Below are 19,051 nucleotides of genomic sequence, written 5' to 3' on the forward strand. Positions count from 1 at the left end.
CGTCAGGCCTGGAGCGCACGGTTCGCACGGCTCACCAGGGCCTCCATCATCAGCCCTTGGTTGTAAGGATGCTCCGCCGTGCGGGCCTCCTGCACCAGTTCCCGTTGCCAATCGCGCAAGCGGCCCAACACGGCATCGCCGGAGGCCGAGGTCTTGAGAGGTGGCAGGTCAGCCGGGTCGAAATAGCGCGGTGCAGCGCCCACGCGCTGGCTCATCAGGTCGTGGCAGAGCTTGTGCAAGGCGTCGATCAATTGGGCAGGGCTCCATTCGGCCACGCCGGCCAGTTCTCCCCCTAGCATGGCACGCGGAAAACCCCGCCAGCGCGCCGGCTCACCCACCAGGGCGGCGAGGCGCAAGGCATCTTCGGGCCGACCGCCGGCCGCGCGCAGCCAGACCTGGGCGTCCACGCCGGTAAACCCCTGCGCGCGCAACCAGTCCAGGGCCTCGTCCGGCGTGGGCCAGGCCAGGACATGGCTCATGCAGCGGCTGCGGATGGTAGGCAGAAGCTGGTGCGCTGCCTCGGTGGCCAGCACGAAGCGGGTCGACGGCATGGCCGGCAGCAGCTCCGCGTCACCAAACAGGCCTGGTCCATCGGTCGCCACCATGTCAGGGACCGCCTCGCCCGGTGGTTCTTCCAGCGTCTTGAGCAAGGCGTTGGCCGTGATGGCGTTCATGCGCTCGGCCGGATAAATCAGCATGACCTTGCCGCGGCCGCGCGCACTGGTGCGCTGCGCGAACTCGATCGCCTCGCGCATGGCGTCGACGCGGATTTCCTTGCTGGGCTTGCGTTCCTTCTTGTCGATCTCACCCTGGGCTTTTTCGCTCAGGGGCCAACCCAGCTCCAGCATCACGGTTTCAGGCATGAGCACGCAGAGATCGGCATGGGTGCGCACGTCGATCGCGTGGCAAGACGGACAGTGCCCGCAAGCGCTCCAGCCGCCCTGCCCGTGCGCACGGCCATCCGACGCCACCGGGTTCTCGCACAACCAGGCGCGAGCCAGGGCCAGGGCCAGGCCGTACTGACCCAGGCCGGAAGGCCCCTGCAGCAGCCAGGCATGGCCGGGTCGGGTCGCCAACAGCTCGCTCTGACGGGCGATCCATGGCGGCACGGCCGTGGTGCCCGCCTCGTCAGAAACCACGCCGCTCATGCCAGCCAACCTTTGCGACGCACCACGCCCAGCAGTTCGGCCCACACGGCGTCGCGCGTTTGGGCCGCGTCCAGGCGTGCGAAGCGTTGCGGGTCCTGCGCCGCGCGACGTGCATACCCTTGAGCCACGCGACGGAAGAAGGCCACCGGCTCGGCCTCGAACTTGTCCGGAGCGCGGGCGCCCGCCAGCCGTGCGGCTGCCTGCTCGGGTGCCAGGTCGAACCAGAACGTCAGATCGGGCTGGCGTAGCCGCGCGCTGGCAGGAATGGCTTGCACCCAGCGCTCCAAGGTTGCCAGCACCTCGAGGTCCACCCCCCGCCCGCCTCCCTGGTAGGCGTAGCTGGCATCGGTATAGCGATCGCAGAGCACGGTCTCACCACGTGCCAGAGCGGGTTCGATGACGGTTTGCAAATGGTCGCGCCGGGCGGCGAAAACCAGCAAGGCCTCGGTCAGCGCATCCATCTTTTCCGTCAACACCAGGGCCCGCAGTTGTTCGGCCAGCGGCGTGCCTCCGGGTTCACGCGTCAGGGTGACGACATGCCCCTGGCTGCGCAAGGCCTCGGCCAGACGCTCGATGTGGGTGGATTTGCCCGCGCCGTCGATGCCTTCGAAGCTGACGAACAACCCACTCATCACTGCGCGGGCGCGGCGGGAGAAGTCGCGGCGGGCGTGGGCGTTGTTGGGCTGGCAGGGGCTGGCGGAGTCTCAGATTGAGCAGGCGCCTTATCCTCCTTGGCGGATGCAGACTCGGGCTTGCCATTGCGCTTAAGCTGGAATTCGCGCACCGCGCGGTTGTGGTCGCCCAGGTTGGTGCTGAATTCGCTGCTGCCATCGCCGCGCGCGACAAAATACAAGGCCTGCGTCTTGGCGGGCTTCACGGCCGCGAGCAAGGAATCCATGCCGGGCATTGCGATCGGCGTGGGCGGCAGACCGGCTCGGGTGTAGGTGTTCCATGGCGTGTCGGTCAGCAGATCGACCTTGCGCAGATTGCCGTCGAACTTCTCGCCCAAACCGTAGATCACGGTCGGGTCGGTTTGCAGGCGCATGCCGATGCGCAGGCGGTTGTTGAAGACGCTGGCCACATGGGGACGATCTTCCGCACGACCAGTTTCCTTCTCGACGATGCTGGCCAGGATCAGCGCCTCTTCGGCCGTTTTGAGCGGGCTATCGGGTTCGCGCAGGTCCCAGGCCAAGGCAAGACGACGGTCCATTTCCTGCATGGCCCGGCGCAGCAAGGCCAAGTCGCTGGAACCCTTGGGATAACTGTAGGTGTTGGGGAAAAAACGACCTTCGGCGGGCACGCCGGGTTGACCGAGTTTCTCCATGATCTCGGAGGCGCTCAGGCCTGAGGTATCGGCGCGCAGGTCTGGGGCCGCGCGCAGGATGGCGCGCCATTGCCCGAAGGTCAGGCCTTCGGCCAAGGTCACGCTGCGCTGCGCCACCTCCCCCTTGACCAACTTGGCCAACAGAGTGCGTGGCGTCAGATCTGGCGTCAGCTCGTAGTTGCCGGCCTTGATGCGGTGCGCCGCACCAGAAAACCGCAACCAGCCGAACAGCAACACCGGCTGGGTCTGCACACCACTGAGGTTCAGCGTCTGCACGACCGTGCGGGCCGACGCACCTTGAGGGATCGTGACCTCCACCAGGGTGGAGCTGAGCTGCAGCGGCTGGTTCAGCCACCAGGTGGCTGCAGCCACCGCGCCCACCAGCGCCAGGCTGATCAGCAAGAGAAACAAAACGAGGATATTTTTGAGCGTCCTGAACACAGACCCTGATCCGGATAGGTTGATGGACGGTGATGATAATTCAGACCTATGAACACCCTGCTCAACGGAATAACACCCCTGCCCCACCTAGGCATCCTGCGCGCCTCGGGCGAAGAGGCCGCCAAGTTTCTGCAGAGTCAGCTGACGAATGACTTTGTCTTGCTCGGCGCGACCCGAGCCCGGCTGGCGGCCTTCTGCTCGGCTCAGGGGCGCATGCAGGCGAGTTTCATCGGCGTGAAGCCGGCCGTCGACGATGTCCTGCTGATCTGCAGCAAGGATCTGCTGGAACGCACGCTCAAGCGCCTGTCCATGTTCGTGTTGCGCGCCAAGGTGAAGCTGAGCGACGCCACGGCAAGCTTCGCGCTGTTCGGCCTGGCGGGCGACGCGGTGAGGGGCTTGGTCGGCCCCGATGCCATAAGTGCAGCGCAAGTCCCCTGGGCCTGCCAGTCCGTGGGTGACGCGCGCCTGATCCACCTGCACCCGGCCGTGGACGGTACCGACCGTGCGCCGCGCGCGCTTTGGCTGGCCCCGGCAGGAACTCCGGCGCCCGCCGCGGCATCACTGCGGCACGAGGACTGGCTCTGGGGTGAGGTGCTCAGCGGCGTGGCCACGGTCAGCGCACCGACTTTCGAGGCCTTCGTGCCGCAGATGCTCAACTACGAATCCCTCGACGGCATCAACTTCAAGAAGGGCTGCTACCCCGGCCAGGAGGTGGTGGCGCGCAGCCAGTTCCGTGGCGCCATCAAGCGCCGCGCCGTGCTGGTGCACAGTCCGGTGCCCCTGGGCGCTGGCCAGGACATCTTCGATGCCGCTGAGCCGGAACACGCCTGCGGCGTGGTCGCGCAGGCCGCAGCCGCGCCAGTGAACCACCAAGGCAAGTTCCAGGGTGGTTTCGACGCCATCGTGGTGCTGCAGACCGCCCATGCGAACGCTGGGCTACAGACTGCCGATGGCGCGGTGCTCACACACCGGCCCCTGCCATACGCCTTGCGCGACGACATCTGACCTGATCACCTAAAGCCCGCAAGGCACTTCGCCTCGCCTGAGACGTGTGGTTCCACAAGGAGTGCCGGGGCTACTGCACGCCCGGTACGGCTTTGGCAGTCGCACGTCCATAACCCCTGGCCCGCGCTCGCTCGATGAGGGATGGGGGCTGACTCACGGTCACAGTTCTCACCCTGCGTTTGCGCCGTTGCTTGGCCTGCCCGATGCAACCCTGACCCGGCTCGCAACCACGCATCCAAGGAGCGATGCGTAAAAACAACGTCACCAAGCCGTCACGGGCAATAGGTGTAATCCCTTCAGCTTCTTCTCCAAAGGAAGTTATCTGGCTCGGTGCAGAGGCCAAGCGTTCAGTTTGAATGCGGCCCCCGTGCACCGGGAATTTTTTTGCTTTTTTCGTGGAGACCCCGAAATGAAAAAATCCCTGATTGCCCTTGCGGCACTGGGCGTGATTGGCACCGCTTCCGCGCAGGTGTCTGTGTACGGCGTGGTTGACATCGCCGTGACTCAATTGAGCAACGACGACAGCGACAGCAACACGGGCCTGTCCACCGACGGCAACAGCAGCAGCCGCCTGGGCTTTCGCAGCACGACGGACCTGGAAGGCGGTCTGAAGGCGAAAGTGCAACTGGAGGGTGGCGTGGCCGCCGATGGCACGAAAACCGTGACTGGCAAAAACGACACTGCAGCAGGCAACGGCTCCGACGTCACGAACTATACGTTCGGCCTGAACCGCGCGGCTTTCATTGCCCTGGAAGGCGGCTTCGGTGAAGTGGCCCTGGGTCTGCAGCACAATGCAATCTACAACGCCAGCAGCGCCTTCGACCCCTTCGGTGACAACGGTGTCGGCGCCGCGACCGTGGGCAACACCGGCAAGCTCGGTTCGCGCAACTTGAACAGCGTCAACTACTTCCTGCCCAAGGACCTGGGCGGCCTGTCCGGTCAATTCACCTATGCCTTTGGTGAAACGCCCGACAACGACGCCACCAAGGCCGCCAAGAAGGAAGGCCAGGGCAACCTGGTCGCCATGCGCGTGAACTACGCCGTGGAAGGGTTGACCGTGACCGGTGGTTTCGGTTCGCTGACGGCGCAGTCTTACTCGCTGGGTGACCCCGAAGACATCATGGCCCTGACCGTGGGCGCTTCGTACAAGATCGGCGAAGTCGTGCCCGCCATTGCCTACGTCAACAACACCCAGAAGGACATCACGCAGACCGCCATGCTGGTGGGCGTGACCGTCGGCCTGGGTTCGGGCAAGCTGAAGGCTTCGTACTCCACGTTCGAGAAGGACACAGACGGCGCCAAGACGGATGGCAGCAAGATCGCGCTGGGCTATGTGCACAGCCTGGCCAAGAGCACCAGCCTGTACGCCATCTATGCCGGCACCTCCGGCGATGACAACGTGGTCTCGGTTGCCGCCAATGGCGTGACCTCCCCTGGCGGCTGGCTCAACAGCGGCTTCCAGTTCGGTATCACCCACGCGTTCTGATGACCGGGCCTGAATCGAAGCCTTGGCTTCGATTCAGGCCTGACATCCAGAAGCAGAGAGAAAGCCGCCCCGGTCAGTCCGGCGGCGGTTTTCTCTTTTCAGAGGGGTTTGCCCATCGTGACGTGCGGTATGCCCACTTCATCGTAGGGCTCGCCCCGCGCCAAGAAGCCCAATCGGGCATAAAAGCCCTCGGCGCTGCGCTGGGCGTGCAGCACCAATTCGTGATCGCCTCTTGCCCGGGCCGCTGCACTCAGCGCGGACACCAAGTCGCTCCCCAATCGGGTACCGCGCAAGGCGCGGTGGACGGCCATGCGACCGATCTTGCCTACACCCGGTTCCTTGTCGCTCAGCAATCGGCCCGTGGCCAGCGGCATGCCCAGACGGTTGTAGATCACCGCGTGCACGGCGGTCTGGTCGGCCTCGTCCCATTCCATCTCGGCGGGGATGTGCTGCTCGCGCACGAAGACCTCGGTGCGCACGCGGGATGCAGCCTCGCCCAGCTCGGCCCAGTTGCCGACGCGCAACGTCGTCAAGCGCTGGCTGGCCGCCTCACCAGCCTCGAAATCCACCAGCAATTCCCGCAACACGGTCGGCACCGGCCTCGAAGTCTGGGACACGGGGTCGGCGTACACGTAGATCAGCTCGCTGGTGATCAGCAGTTCTTCACCCCGGAAAATCGCGCCGATGAACTGGACCGAGGAGTTGCCGACGCGCGCGCATCGCAGACCAACTTCCAGTTGGTCGTCCATGCGTGCTGAGGCATGGAACTCCACCGTGGCCTTCTTCACATACAAGTCACCGCCGAGTTGCCGCATGGCTTCCTCGTAAGGCAGGGCCAGGGCGCGCCAGTAGTCGCTGATGGCCGTGTCGAAGTACATCAGGTAATGCGCGTTGAAGACGATTTTCTGCATGTCCACCTCGGCCCAGCGCACGCGCAGACGGTGGAGAAAGCGGAAGTCCAGGCGTTTCATGCGGTAGCTTTCCTTCGGGTTCAGACGAACAAGGCCTGGCGCAAGGCCCGGGCCGCGTCGGCCTGGGCTTGCAGCGCTTCGGGGATGGCACGCCCCATCTTGATGAATTCGTGGGTGACGCCTCGGTAGATGTCCAGATCCACCATCACGCCGGCGGCGCGCAGCTTGTCCGCGTAGAGCAGCCCTTCGTCCACCAAGGGGTCGCACTCGGCGAGACCCATCCAGGCCGGCGCGACGCCATCCACGTCGGGCGCCAGCAAGGGCGCGAAACGCCAGTCCTCGCGGTCTTCGCGCCGGGGCGCGTAGTGGTCAAAGAAATAATGGATGGACGCCGCGCCCAGCACGAAACCTTCTGCGTAAGTCTGATGCGAGGGCGTGTCCTGGTGCGCGGTCGTTCCGGGATAGAACAACAGTTGCAAGGCCAGCGGCAAGCCAGCGTCACGAGCCAGGATGGCGCAGACTGCGGCCAGCGTTCCCCCCGCGCTGTCCCCACCGACGGCCAGGCGCGCAGTGTCGACGCCCAGGGCCTGGGCTTCAGCCGAACCCGCAAGCCAGTACAAGGCATCCCAGGCATCGTGGACGGCGGTGGGAAACCTGTGCTCGGGCGCGAGCCGGTAGTCCAGGGACAGCACGGCGCAGCCCGCCTGCTCTGCCAGCCGACGGCACAAGGACGCGTGGCTGGCAATGCTGCCGATGGTGAAACCACCTCCGTGGAAGTAGAGTAGCGCGGGCAGGCGGCCCTCCTCGGCCAAGCGCGGGGCATACAAGCTCGCGGGCAGCAAGGTACCGTCACGCGTGGGGATGCGCAGGTCCTCAACCCGTGCCAGGGCCGGGCCCGGCACGTCGAGCACGCCCGAGCCTTTGGCGTAGGCCAGACGTGCCTCGGCAGGCGGCAGGTCGTGCAGGGCCGGCTGGCGGGCGCGGGCCATGTTGTGGATCACCTGCCGCATGGCGGGCGTGAGCAGGTCTTCGGGTGAGCGGTCTTGCGGGGCGCGCGCGTGCTGCATCAGATCGGAACGAAGCGAAAAATGCATCCTACAGGAGATAGCGCTTGAAAAAGCGGTAGACCCCCTTGCCTGCGGACTTGGCCTCGTACAGGGCATGGTCTGCGCGCGCGATCAGCTGTGTGGCGTCGCGGCCATCCTGGGGAAACAAGGCAATGCCCACGCTGCCGCCAACCTGGACCTGTCGACCCTGCGACAGCTTGAACGGGGAGCCCAGTTGACGCAGCAGCTCCTGCGCCAGCATGGCCACACTGTCCGGTGTCGCCGCGTCCTCCAGCACGACGATGAATTCATCGCCGCCCAACCGCGCCAGGGTGTCCATGTCGCGCAGGCGCTTCTTGAGCCGCTTGCCCACGGCCTGCAGCAATTCATCACCGACAGGATGGCCCAGGGTGTCATTGATCTGCTTGAAACCATCCAGATCGAGAAAGAGCACCGCCCCCATGCCGCCGCGCTTGACACGATCGATGGCGTGCGCCAAGCGCGACATCAGCAGCAGGCGATTGGGCAGGCCGGTCAAAGCGTCGTAATGGGCCAAGCGCTCCATCTCGCTCTGGACATGCTGCATCCGGCTGATGTCGGTATGCGCGCCGATGTAGGCTAGCAGGCGACCTTGCGCATCCTTGACCGCGTGGATGCTGAGCCATTCAAGGTACACGTCGCCCCCCTTGCGACGGTTCCAGATTTCTCCTTGCCAATGGCCCTGCTCGCGCACGGCTTGCCACATCTGGCGGAAAAAGAAGTCGTCATGACGGTCGGAATTGAGCAGGCCGAGGATCGATCGCCCCCGGATCTCGTCCAACCGGTGCTCGGTGATGCGCTCGAACGCGGCGTTGGCGTCCACGATGCGGCGATCGGCATCCAGGATCACCACGCCCTGCTCCGAGGTTTCGTAGAACAAGGCGTGCTGGCGCAGCTGCTGCTCCAGGCGCTTGCTGGCGCCGATGTCTTCGACGGCGAAGACGAAGCAGTCGGGCTCGCCACCGGGCTTGCGGATCAGCGTTACCGTCAGTCGGACCCAGACCACTGCTCCCGCCCGGTGGAGGTAGCGCTTTTCCAGCGTGCAGGCCTCGGTCTCTCCCACCAGCAGGCGGTGGACCTGGTCGGCATCGGCATGCTGCTCGTCCGGGTGGGTGATGTCCTGCAAGGACTTGGTCAGCAACTCGTCCTGCGTGTAACCGATCAGGTCGCACAGCTTGCGGTTCAGATGCAGACAGCGGCCATCGGGCGCGACCAAGGCCATGCCGATGCCCGCATGCTCGAATACCGTGCTGAACAGGTTCTCGTAAGCGCTGAAGGACATCGCTTCTTGTTCCTTAGGCCGCCCTGGGGTGTATGCACCTTGCCGCACCCCGAATCAAAACTCAGACCCATGGCCGGGGCGCGGCGATTGCCGCGCGCGAGACAGCCGGCCAGCGACATCGGGCGCGACAACCGCTACAGTGCGCGTGCAAAGCGCGCCTGACCGAGACAAGGCGCCATCCAACGCTCAGGAGACGACATGGCGCTGATCCATTATGTCACCCAGGTCCAGTTCGATTTTGGCGCCATCCGGCTGCTGCGGCAGGAATGCGAACGCGTGGGCATCGATCGACCGCTGATCGTCACGGATGCGGGGGTCAAGGCCGCAGGCATCGTTGATCGCGCCCTGGCAACACTGGCGCACGGCCCCGGCAAGTCTGCGGTTCCCGTCTTCGACCAGACCCCGCCCAACCCCACCGAAGCCGCCGTGCGCGCCGCCACGGCCCTGTACCGGGAACAAGGCTGCGACGGCCTGATTGCCGTAGGTGGTGGCAGCGCCATCGATTGCGCCAAGGGTGTGGCCCTCATGGCCACCCATGAGGGGCCGCTGCAGCGCTACGCCACCATTGAGGGCGGTTCGCCCCGGATCACTGAACGGGTGGCGCCCCTGATCGCCGTGCCCACGACCAGCGGCACCGGCAGCGAGGTGGCGCGTGGCGCCCTGCTCATTCTGGACGATCACCGCAAGCTCGGCTTCCACAGCTGGCACCTGGTGCCTAAGGCCGCGATCTGCGACCCGGAGCTGACCTACGGCCTGCCGCCGCTGCTGACCGCCGCCACGGGCATGGACGCCATCGCGCACTGCATGGAGACCTTCATGGCCTCGGCCTTCAACCCGCCGGCCGACGGCATCGCGCTCGACGGCCTGGCGCGCGGCTGGGCGCACATCGAGCGCGCGACGCGTGACGGTAAGGATGGTGAAGCCCGTCGCCAATTGATGAGTGCGTCCATGCAAGGCGCCATGGCCTTTCAAAAAGGCTTGGGCTGCGTGCACAGCCTCAGCCACAGCCTGGGTGGGTTGAACCCGCGCCTGCACCACGGCACGCTCAACGCCATGTTCCTTCCGGCCGTGGTGGGTTTCAACGCAGGAGCGGAAAGCGTCGCTCGCGAGGACCGGCTGCAGCGCATGGCGCAGGCCATGGGCTTGCGCACGGGTGCGGACATTCCGGCCGCCCTGCGGGACATGAATGCGCGCCTGGGCCTGCCGGCAGGTCTGGCGGCGCTGGGTGTGCAGAAGGTGCAATTCCCCGACATCGTCCGTGGCGCGTTGGCGGACCATTGCCACAAGACCAATCCCAGAGAAGCCAGCGCCGAGGACTACGAAGCCCTGCTGGCGGCATCGCTCTAGGGCACTTAAGGCTTTGAGTCTAGCGACACGGAAGTCATAAAAAATCAAAGGCATAATGAATGGGTTCTTTATCCATTCCTTGCCATGAATCTGCACCAATTTCGCTTCGTGCAAGAAGCCGTGCGGCGCCAGCTGAACCTGACCGAGGCAGCCAAGGCCTTGCACACCTCGCAACCCGGGGTGTCCAAGGCCATCCTGGAGCTGGAAGAAGAGCTGGGCATCGACATCTTTGCTCGCCACGGCAAACGGCTCAAGCGCGTCACGGAGCCCGGCGAGCAGGTGCTGCGCAGCATCGAAGTCATCATGCGCGAGGTCGGCAACCTCAAGCGCATCGGTGAGCAGTACAGTGCCCAGGACAGCGGCACCCTCTCCATCGCCACCACCCACACCCAGGCCCGTTACGTCCTGCCCGCGCCGGTGGCCAAGCTGCGTTCAGCCTGGCCCCAGGTCAAGCTCTCGCTGCACCAGGGCAACCCTGACCAGGTCGCGCGCATGCTGATCGACGAAGTGGCGGAAATCGGCATCGCCACCGAATCGCTGGCCGACTACGCGGAGCTGGTGACCTTGCCCTGCTATGAATGGGAACATGTGCTGGTGCTGCCTGCGCAACACCCCCTGGCCCGCAAGGAGCGCCTGCACCTGGAAGACCTGGCCGCCGTGCCGCTGATCACCTACCACCCCACCTTCACCGGTCGCACGCGCATTGACACCGCTTTCGCCCAGCGCAAGCTGAACCCGCAGATCGTGTTGGAAGCGATCGATTCGGACGTCATCACCACTTACGTGAAGCTGGGCATGGGGCTGGGGCTGGTGGCCGAAATGGCGGTGCGTGACCGCCCCACACTCACGGGCACCGAGGCAGGCGTCGCCCCGCAAGCCGCCGCGAGCGAACCCAATGAGCTGGTCGTCCGCCCCTTGGGTCATCTGTTTGGTCGCAACGTCACGCGCGTGGCCTTCAAGCGCGGGGCCTACCTGCGTAACTTCGTCTACGAATTCGCCGAGCTGTTGAGCGAACGTCTGCCGCGTGATCTGGTTGAGCGCGTGATGCGTGGTGAGCACACGGTGTATGAACTGTGAATCCCCCTGAGGCGCTGCGCGCCTTCCCCCCCTGAACGCCAACCTTCGGTGGCAGAGGGGACGCTCCAGGTGGCCCGGCACAGCCGGTTCCACGGGAGCCCTGGTCAAGAAGATCATCCTCACACTTGTAGCCTCCCCATGAATGCAACAACGCCACCCCTCCAGAGTCGCCTGCCCAAGGTCGGCACGACCATCTTCACCGTGATGTCCGCGCTGGCGGCGGAGAAAAATGCGGTGAACCTGGGTCAGGGTTTCCCTGATTTCGAGGGCGATCCGCGTCTGGTCGACGCGGTGACCGAGGCCATGCGCAAGGGGCTGAACCAGTATCCCCCGATGACTGGCGTGCCAGCCTTGCGCCAGGCGGTGTCGGGCAAGATCACGGCACTGTACGGCCACGCCTACGACCCGAACGCCGAGATCACCATCACCGCAGGCGCGACCCAGGCCATCCTCACGGCCATCCTGGCCGTGGTGCACCCGGGCGACGAAGTGATCGTGCTCGAACCCTGCTACGACAGTTACGTGCCCAACATCGAGCTGGCCGGGGGCGTGGTCGTGCGGGTGCCGCTGGGCAAGGCTGGCGAGCCCGGCTCCTTCCGGCCTGACTTCGAGCGCATCGCGGCGGCCCTCACGCCCAAGACCCGCGCCCTCATCCTCAACACGCCACACAACCCCAGCGCCACCGTCTGGTCACGTGAGGACATGGAGCAGCTCCAGGCCTTGCTGGCCCCCACGAACGTGCTGGTGATCGCCGACGAGGTGTACGAGCACATGGTCTACGACGGTCAGCGTCACGAAAGCGTGGCTCGGTATCCAGGTCTTGCGGCACGCGCTTTCATCGTCAGCAGTTTCGGCAAGACCTACCACGTCACTGGCTGGAAAGTGGCCTACGTGGCCGCGCCCGCGTCGCTCACCGCCGAGTTCCGCAAGGTCCACCAGTTCAATGTGTTCACCGTCAACACCCCCGTGCAGCACGGCCTGGCCGCCTACATGGCCGACCCGCATCCCTACCTGACCCTGCCCGCCTTTTACCAGCGCAAGCGCGACTTGTTCCGCGCTGGACTCGCGAAAACGCGCTTTCGCCTGCTGCCCAGCGAGGGCAGCTACTTCCAATGCGTGGACATCTCCAACCTGGCCGTGCCGGAGCGCGACCTGAGCGAGGCGGATTTCTGCCTCTGGTTGACCGCCGAGATCGGCGTGGCGGCGATCCCGCTCTCCGCCTTCTACGGCAATGGCCATGACCAGAAAGTCATCCGCTTCTGCTACGCCAAGATGGACGAGACACTGCAGCTCGCGCTGGACCGCCTCGCCAGGCTCTGAATCCCGGCAGCGCTTGGTGGGGGCGGGGCCACGTGGGCGATTGACAAGGCCTTGCCTGCCTCAAGCGCAGCGTGGCCTAGTCGCTGCTGCTGATGGCCAGAATCAAACCTTGGCGCGCGTGCTGGTATTGCAGACTCAGCATGCCGTGCAGGCGCGCCACGGCCACGGCCTGATCCGCATGGGAGCGTCCCCGGTCTCCAAACAGGGTTGGCAAGGGCGGCCCCGCCGTCGTGTCGCCCTGCTCCGAGGCATGTTCAAGATGCAGATGCAGGCGCTCCTCCCACACCAGAAGCCGCGCCAGTCTGGCCAGCACACCGTCGGTCTTGGGGCGCGCTGAAGCAGCGGACCGCGCCTTCCCCTGGGTCTGCAGCCAGGGCAGGAGTGCCGCTCCGGGCATGGGCTGGGCTACCGCATATCCCTGCACGGCGTCCACCCCGAGGATGCGAACCGCCTCGAGCAGGCCGGGGTCTTCTACCCCTTCCAGTGCCACGCGCTTGCCCAAGGCATGCCCAAGTCGGGTGAGCTGGTAGATGAAGCGCAGCACGTCGAAGGTGTCGCGCTCGAGGTTCTGCACGATGCTGCGGTCGATCTTGATCAGGTCAAAGGGCATCTCGCGCAGACGCGCCAGGCCGCTGTAGCCTGCGCCCAGATCGTCCTCCGCCAGCTTCACGCCCAGGGACTTGAACTTGTGGAACACCCCGACCGCGTCGGCACTGGAACCGATGGCGCCCGTCTCCAGCAACTCCAGCGTCAGCTTCTCCGGTTCGCAGTCTTGCTCCAGCAGGATGCGCTGGGTCACGTCGAAGTAGCGTGGGTCGACCAGTGCACTGGAAGGCAGGTTCAGCGAAACGGCCAAGTCCAGGCCGGCGTCCCGCCAGAGACTGCGCTGGCGCAGCACCTCCCGCAGCCCACGGGCGTAGAGCTCCACGAAATCGCTGGGCAGCAAGGCCGCGAAGAATTCACCGGGCCCCAGCAGGCGACCGTCCTCGCGCAGGCGGGCCAGGGCCTCCACCTTGCTCACGCTGCCCGTCTGCAGATCCAGCAAGGGTTGGTAGTGCATCTCTAGCGCGTCCGTGCGCAGCAGGCTGGCCCAATGCTGGCGCGTCGCATAGGGCACGACACGGGTCGGTCCATGACGCGCTTCGATGGCCATCAGTGCAAAAACCAACAGGGTCTGTAGTTGCTCGATGAAGGATTGTTGGTGCGTCGAACTGAAACCACCCGGCAAGGTGCAAAAGAGCGTTAGCACGAAGAAAGGGGCGCCGTCACTGGGACCGACCGGAATGGCCACGCTGGATCGGTAGCCGCGCTCGCGCATCAGCCCGCGCCAGCGCTCTGTGGCAGGGTCGGTGGCGAAGTTGATGCAGCGCTGGACTTGCCGCGTGCGCCAGGCACGTCCCGTCGGGTCCTCGCTCACCTCGCTCAGCGAGCCACCTGCGAGTTGCTCGAAGCGCATCAGGAAATCATTGGCCTGCCCGGACACCGCCTCGAAGCGGAACACACCCCGGTTGTCGAGCCGACCGAAGGAGCAGGCGGCGATCTCTCCATGCTCAGACAGGCGCTGTGTCATGCGATCGATCAGATCGGTGTAACTCTCCACCTGCCAGACCAGTTGCGTCAGCTCCTGAGTAAGCTTGTGACGCTGGATCTGCACCTCCTGGTAAACCTGCATCTGCAGCGACATGTCGCGCATCAGCCGCTGGCCGAGCGCGGCCAGGGCACGCCCATGTTGCACGCCACCAACATGGTCACGCACCAAGCCCAGCAGGATCTCGGACCCCAAGGTTAGATCGTCTCGGGCCACGCCCATGACGGCATGTTGCAAACCCAGACGCCCCGCGAGTTGGCGATGACCTTCGGCATTCAAATCTGGCGCGGTCAGGGTCAGCAGGTATTCGCGCAGACGTGCCTTGAATTGCGCCTGTTCTGGCTCCGCCATGGTGAGGATCAGATGACTGATCGACGGGATTTCCGCCAGGCTGCGGAACAGTTTTTCAACGATGACCTCAAGCTGGTCCTGCAAGACCGGCTGCATGCTCAACAAGGCGTCGGCCCACGCCGCGCCATACAGTCTGCTGGCCTGTCTGCGCTCCACCTCCGAAACGCCCCAGGCCGCCGCCACAGGCGCATCACCCACTGCTGACAAAATGGACTCCTCTGCACGCCTCGTCGGGCGCTTGAAGGGAGACGCTCTGCGGGCGCTCTCTGTTTCCCTTCAACTTCCACATTCCCTAATAACTCTTACAACCGTGGAGTCCGACACTCCGGTCTTGATCACTTGCTGTCTTGTACCCAACTCCTGCGCGGTCCATCTTCAAAACCTTGCCATTCTCCTTCATCATTCCGTCGATTTCGCCAGCGCAGGCACAGCTTGTACTGAAAATCCATCAACGCGGGCCGCTTGCGCCCAAACTGACAAGGGGTGCCACTCTGTCTCATCGTCCTTCGCTGGTTTGACTTGAGCACAAAGAAGGCCAGCTAGGGAAAGCCATGAAGCGAGGTGATCGGAGCCGGGGCACCAGGCACATGATGCGCCCATGCCCTCATGCTCATCGCCAAGTGGTTTCGACAGACTGCGCTCAGCTGTTGAGCTGCTGCCAGAGTTTTTCCAGGCGCTTGATGCTGACCGGTTGTGGTGTGCGCAACTCCTGCGCGAAGAAACTCACGCGCAGTTCCTCGATCAGCCAACGCAGTTCCTGCAAGCGTGCATCGGTCGCACCCTTGCGCTCGGCCAGCAGGCGCAAGTAGCGCTGCTCCTGCGGCTTGAGCTCGGCCAGACGCGCGGCGTCCCGGGCGGGGTCTGCGCGCCATTTGTCCAGCCGCAAGGTGATGGCCTTGAGGTAACGCGCGAAATGCTGGAGCGCCTGCCAGGGCGTTCCGGCCAGAAAGCGCTTGGGCACCAGGCGCTGCAGTTGCTGCGTGCAGTCGGCGACGGCCTCCGTCGCGTTTTTCGTGTCCTTGATCTTGCGCTGCGCCACCGCGTATTCGCCCAGGATGTTGGCGGCCAGCCGAGCCACCTCATTGGCGATCAGGGTCAGGCGTCCGCGCCCTTCATCGAGGCGGCGCTTGAAGTCCACGTCGTTTGCGGGCAGGGGCTCCAGCAAAAAGGCACGGTCCAGCGCAACCTCCAGGATCTGCGCGCGCAGTTCCTCCAAGGTGCCTAGGCTCAGGTAGGCCACGGCCATCTTCTGTAGGTCTGGTATGTTCTTTTCCAGGTACTTGAGCGCGTCACGGATTTGCAAGGCGAACAAGCGCCGCAGACCGGCGCGATGCTTGAGGGCCGCTGCCTCGGGTTCGTCGAACACCTCCAGCATGACGGCATCACCCGCGTCCACCAACGCCGGAAAACCGATCAGGGTCTGCCCGCCCTTTCTGATTTCCATCAGCTCGGGCAACTCTCCAAAGGTCCAGGCGACGTGGCGCTGGGCCGCGTCGGCTGCGGACCCAGAGGATGCCGCGCCCGGACGCTGAGTGGGCTTGTTCTTGCTGGACAAGTAGTCCATGCCTGGTCGAGCGTTGGCATTCGCGCTGGCCTGCTCCACCCTCGCCCCGCCACCTGCCTCGGTCGCACCTGGCAAGGAAGGCTGAAGCGAGGCCGCCTTCAACGTCGCCAGTGCCTGAAATGCGCCGCGCGCCTGCGCGCCCAGTTCGGCCTTGAGCGCACCGAGGTTGCGGCCCTGACCCAACTGGCGGCCATGTTCGTCCACCACCCGAAGGTTCATGAACAGGTGCGGGCTGAGCATGTCGAGCTTGAAGTCCGTGCGCTTCACGTCCAGGCTGGTGATCTCGCGCACGCGCTTGAGCAACGCGTCCGTCAGGCTGCCCCGACCGAAGTTCTCGGGCTGACCCAGATCCTCCGCCAGCCGGGCGGCCGACTCAGGCAGGGGCACAAAGCGGCTGCGCGGCCGTTGCGGCAGGCTCTTGAGCAAGGCCTGAATCTTGTCCTTGAGCATGCCTGGGGCCAGCCATTCGCAACGCTCCTCGCTGACCTGGTTCAGCACGAACAGCGGAACGGTGACCGTCAATCCGTCACGCGGGTCACCCGGCTCGTGCAGGTAGGTCGCCGCGCAATCCACGCCACCCAGGCGCAAGGTCTTCGGGAAAGCGCTGCTGGTGACCCCAGCCGCCTCGTGGCGCATCAGTTCCTCGCGGCTCAGGCGCAGCAGGTCGGGCTGGCTACGGCTCGCCTCACGGTACCAGCGCTCGCACTCGAAACCGCTGCAGACCTGGGCCGGCAGATGCTGGTCGTAGAAGGCGTAGATCAGTTCCTCGTCCACCAGCACGTCTTGCCGGCGGGACTTGTGCTCCAGTTCCTCCACCTCGCGGATCAGCTTGCGGTTGGCGGCCAGGAAAGGCAGTTGGGTGTCCCACTCGCCCGCGACCAGGGCTTCACGGATGAACACCTCACGTGCCGCCGCCGGATCGACCCGACCGAAGTTGACGCGCCGTCCGCTGTAGATGAGCAGGCCGTACAGCGTCGCACGCTCCAGCGCGATCACTTCGGCGGCCTTCTTCTCCCAATGCGGATCGAGCAACTGCTTCTTGAGCAGATGTCCTGCCACCTGCTCCAGCCACTGGGGCTCGATGGCGGCGATACCACGACCGAAAAGCCGCGTGGTCTCGACCAGCTCGGCGCAGACGATCCAGCGGCCCGGTTTCTTGGAAAGATGCGCGCCCGGGTGACGATGGAACTTGACACTGCGGGCACCCAGGTAAACGTCTTCTGTCTCGTGCTTGCAACCGACGTTGCCCAGCAGGCCGGCCAGCATGGACAGATGGATCTGCTCGTACGTCGCGGGCGCTTGATTCAGCCGCCACTGATGCTCGGTCACCACGGTGAGCAACTGGCTGTAGATGTCACGCCACTCGCGCACGCGGCGCACGTTCACGAAATTCTGGCGCAAGAGGGCTTCGTACTGGCGGTTGCTGAGCTTGTGTTCCGCCGCCCCCGGCGCTGCCGCATCCGGCTTGCCACCGCGCGCATCGTGGATCCACTTCCAGAGCTTCAGGTAGCCGGTGAACTCGCTCTTTTCGTCGTCGAACTTGGCATGGGCCTGATCGGCCTGGGCCTGGGCTTCCAGCGGACGATCCCGCACATCCTGCACGCTCAGGGCACTGGCGATCACCAGCACTTCTTCCAGCGCCTGACGGTCCCGCGCTTCCAGGATCATGCGGCCGACACGCGGGTCCAGGGGCAACTTGGCCAGCTCACGGCCCAGGGGCGTGAGTTCGTTGGCCTCATCCACCGCTCCCAATTCGGCCAGCAACTGGTAGCCATCGGCGATGGCACGGCCCGAGGGCGCTTCGAGGAAGGGGAAGTCCTCCACCGAGCCCAGGTGCAGGGACTTCATGCGCAGGATGACACCCGCGAGCGAGGAACGCAGGATTTCTGGCGTGGTGAAACGCTCGCGGCCGTTGAAGTCCTTTTCGTCGTAGAGGCGGATGCAGATGCCGTCGGCCACGCGCCCGCAGCGGCCCGCACGCTGGTTGGCAGCCGCCTGGCTGACCGGCTCGACCAGCAACTGCTCGACCTTGCTCCTGAAACTGTAGCGCTTGACCCGTGCCGTTCCGGTGTCGATGACGTAGCGGATGCCCGGCACGGTGAGCGAGGTTTCGGCCACGTTGGTGGCCAGCACGATGCGCCGACCGGTGTGACCGTCGAACACCTTGTCCTGCTCGGCCTGGCTCAGCCTGGCGAACAGGGGCAGCACTTCGGCGCTGCGCTTGATGGGATCGTGGCTCAGGTGCTTGCGCAGATGGTCCGCGGCCTCCCGGATTTCACGCTCGCCCGGGAAGAAAACGAGGATGTCACCCGCCGCATGGCCTTGCCAGAGTTCATCCACGGCATCGGCGATGGCGTCATTGATGTCGTGCTCACGCGATTCCTCGAAGGGGCGCCAACGCATCTCTACGGGATAGGTCCGGCCCGAGACATAGATGATGGGCGCAGGAACAAGGCCCCCACGCTCACCCACTTCGTGTGACTCGCTGCCCCCCGAGGGGGTTTCGCCCGGCTTGGGGCGGCCCGTCCCTTGGCGACCCTGTGGCGCTGAAGCAAAGTGCCGGGCAAAACGCTCGGCGTCAATCGTGGCCGAAGTCACGATGACCTTCAGGTCTGGTCTGCGCGGCAGGATCTGCCGCAGATAGCCCAGCAGAAAATCGATGTTGAGCGAACGCTCGTGCGCCTCGTCGATGATGATCGTGTCGTAGGCGTTCAGCAGCGGGTCGGTCTGGGTCTCCGCCAGCAAGATGCCGTCCGTCATCAGCTTGACCGAAGCGTCCTTGCCCAGCCGGTCGTTGAAGCGCACCTTGTAGCCCACCACCTCGCCCAGCGGCGTCTGTAGTTCCTCCGCGATGCGCTTGGCCACGCTGGACGCGGCGATACGGCGCGGCTGGGTGTGGCCGATCAGCTGGCCGCGCTGGCCGGCCGGGTAGTTGCACTTGCCCCGCCCGAGGCTCAGGGCGATCTTGGGCAATTGCGTGGTTTTGCCCGAACCCGTTTCACCGCAGACGATGATGACCTGGTGGGCCTGCAGCGCGGCGGCGATCTCGTCGCGTTTGGCCGACACCGGCAGCGACTCGGGAAACTCGATTTTCAGCGTGGAGGAACTCAAGGGAAAACTTC

General features: G+C 65.0%; 13 protein-coding genes. 5 read left to right on the forward strand and 8 right to left on the reverse strand.

Going from position 1 to position 19,051, the window contains the following annotated elements; genetic code table 11:
* Positions 1-2: 2 nt before the first annotated feature.
* From AZ34_RS10350 to mltG, 3 genes are read right to left on the reverse strand one after another with little or no spacing between them, the layout of a single operon-like run.
* Complete coding sequence (locus AZ34_RS10350; RefSeq protein ID WP_051509680.1) at positions 3-1,148, reverse strand: DNA polymerase; 1,146 nt, start codon at positions 1,146-1,148, stop codon at positions 3-5.
* Positions 1,145-1,780: a dTMP kinase gene (gene tmk / locus AZ34_RS10355; RefSeq protein ID WP_035607796.1), complete on the reverse strand. Its 636-nt coding sequence runs from the start codon at positions 1,778-1,780 to the stop codon at positions 1,145-1,147. Before tmk ends, AZ34_RS10350 begins: the two co-directional genes overlap by 4 nt.
* Positions 1,780-2,892: an endolytic transglycosylase MltG gene (mltG, locus tag AZ34_RS10360; RefSeq protein ID WP_231495583.1), complete on the reverse strand. Its 1,113-nt coding sequence runs from the start codon at positions 2,890-2,892 to the stop codon at positions 1,780-1,782. The genes tmk and mltG overlap by 1 nt, the downstream gene beginning before the upstream one ends.
* 69 nt (positions 2,893-2,961) lie before the next feature.
* On the opposite strand from mltG, the gene AZ34_RS10365 reads away from it, so the two are divergent.
* A complete protein-coding gene (locus AZ34_RS10365) occupies positions 2,962-3,918 on the forward strand; it encodes a YgfZ/GcvT domain-containing protein (protein ID WP_035607801.1) in 957 nt (318 codons plus the stop codon).
* A gap of 409 nt (positions 3,919-4,327) precedes the next feature.
* Positions 4,328-5,404, forward strand: a complete 1,077-nt coding sequence (locus tag AZ34_RS10370) for a porin (protein ID WP_035607804.1) — start codon at positions 4,328-4,330, stop codon at positions 5,402-5,404.
* 98 nt (positions 5,405-5,502) lie between these two features.
* Here AZ34_RS10370 and AZ34_RS10375 read toward each other — a convergent pair whose 3' ends face one another.
* The 3 genes from AZ34_RS10375 to AZ34_RS10385 are packed head-to-tail and all read right to left on the reverse strand — an operon-like array spanning position 5,503 to position 8,682.
* On the reverse strand, positions 5,503-6,375 hold the full coding sequence (locus AZ34_RS10375; protein ID WP_035607807.1) for a YbgC/FadM family acyl-CoA thioesterase: 873 nt from the start codon (positions 6,373-6,375) through the stop codon (positions 5,503-5,505).
* 20 nt (positions 6,376-6,395) lie between these two features.
* The gene (locus AZ34_RS10380) at positions 6,396-7,382 is read right to left on the reverse strand and encodes an alpha/beta hydrolase fold domain-containing protein (protein ID WP_051510140.1); all 987 of its coding nucleotides are present in this window, start codon (positions 7,380-7,382) and stop codon (positions 6,396-6,398) included.
* A 28-nt stretch (positions 7,383-7,410) separates the two neighbouring features.
* Positions 7,411-8,682 carry a diguanylate cyclase domain-containing protein gene (locus tag AZ34_RS10385; RefSeq protein WP_051509681.1) on the reverse strand — a complete coding sequence of 424 codons (1,272 nt, stop codon included), beginning with the start codon at positions 8,680-8,682 and terminating at the stop codon, positions 7,411-7,413.
* Positions 8,683-8,880: 198 nt separating this feature from the next.
* Between AZ34_RS10385 and AZ34_RS10390 the strand changes: the two genes are divergently transcribed.
* The 3 genes from AZ34_RS10390 to AZ34_RS10400 all read left to right on the forward strand — a co-directional run bounded on the left by AZ34_RS10390 (position 8,881) and on the right by AZ34_RS10400 (position 12,426).
* A complete protein-coding gene (locus tag AZ34_RS10390; RefSeq protein WP_035607810.1) occupies positions 8,881-10,029 on the forward strand; it encodes an iron-containing alcohol dehydrogenase in 1,149 nt (382 codons plus the stop codon).
* A gap of 84 nt (positions 10,030-10,113) precedes the next feature.
* Positions 10,114-11,106: a CysB family HTH-type transcriptional regulator gene (locus AZ34_RS10395; RefSeq protein ID WP_035607814.1), complete on the forward strand. Its 993-nt coding sequence runs from the start codon at positions 10,114-10,116 to the stop codon at positions 11,104-11,106.
* Positions 11,107-11,244: 138 nt separating this feature from the next.
* A complete protein-coding gene (locus AZ34_RS10400; RefSeq protein WP_035607816.1) occupies positions 11,245-12,426 on the forward strand; it encodes a pyridoxal phosphate-dependent aminotransferase in 1,182 nt (393 codons plus the stop codon).
* A 76-nt stretch (positions 12,427-12,502) separates the two neighbouring features.
* Here AZ34_RS10400 and AZ34_RS10405 read toward each other — a convergent pair whose 3' ends face one another.
* Positions 12,503-14,563 carry an EAL domain-containing protein gene (locus tag AZ34_RS10405; RefSeq protein WP_051509682.1) on the reverse strand — a complete coding sequence of 687 codons (2,061 nt, stop codon included), beginning with the start codon at positions 14,561-14,563 and terminating at the stop codon, positions 12,503-12,505.
* 442 nt (positions 14,564-15,005) lie between these two features.
* Positions 15,006-19,040: an ATP-dependent RNA helicase HrpA gene (gene hrpA, locus AZ34_RS10410; RefSeq protein WP_035607819.1), complete on the reverse strand. Its 4,035-nt coding sequence runs from the start codon at positions 19,038-19,040 to the stop codon at positions 15,006-15,008.
* Positions 19,041-19,051 lie beyond the last annotated feature (11 nt).

Source organism: Hylemonella gracilis str. Niagara R, assembly GCF_000600295.1.
Classification (GTDB): Bacteria; Pseudomonadota; Gammaproteobacteria; order Burkholderiales; family Burkholderiaceae_C; genus Hylemonella; species Hylemonella gracilis_A.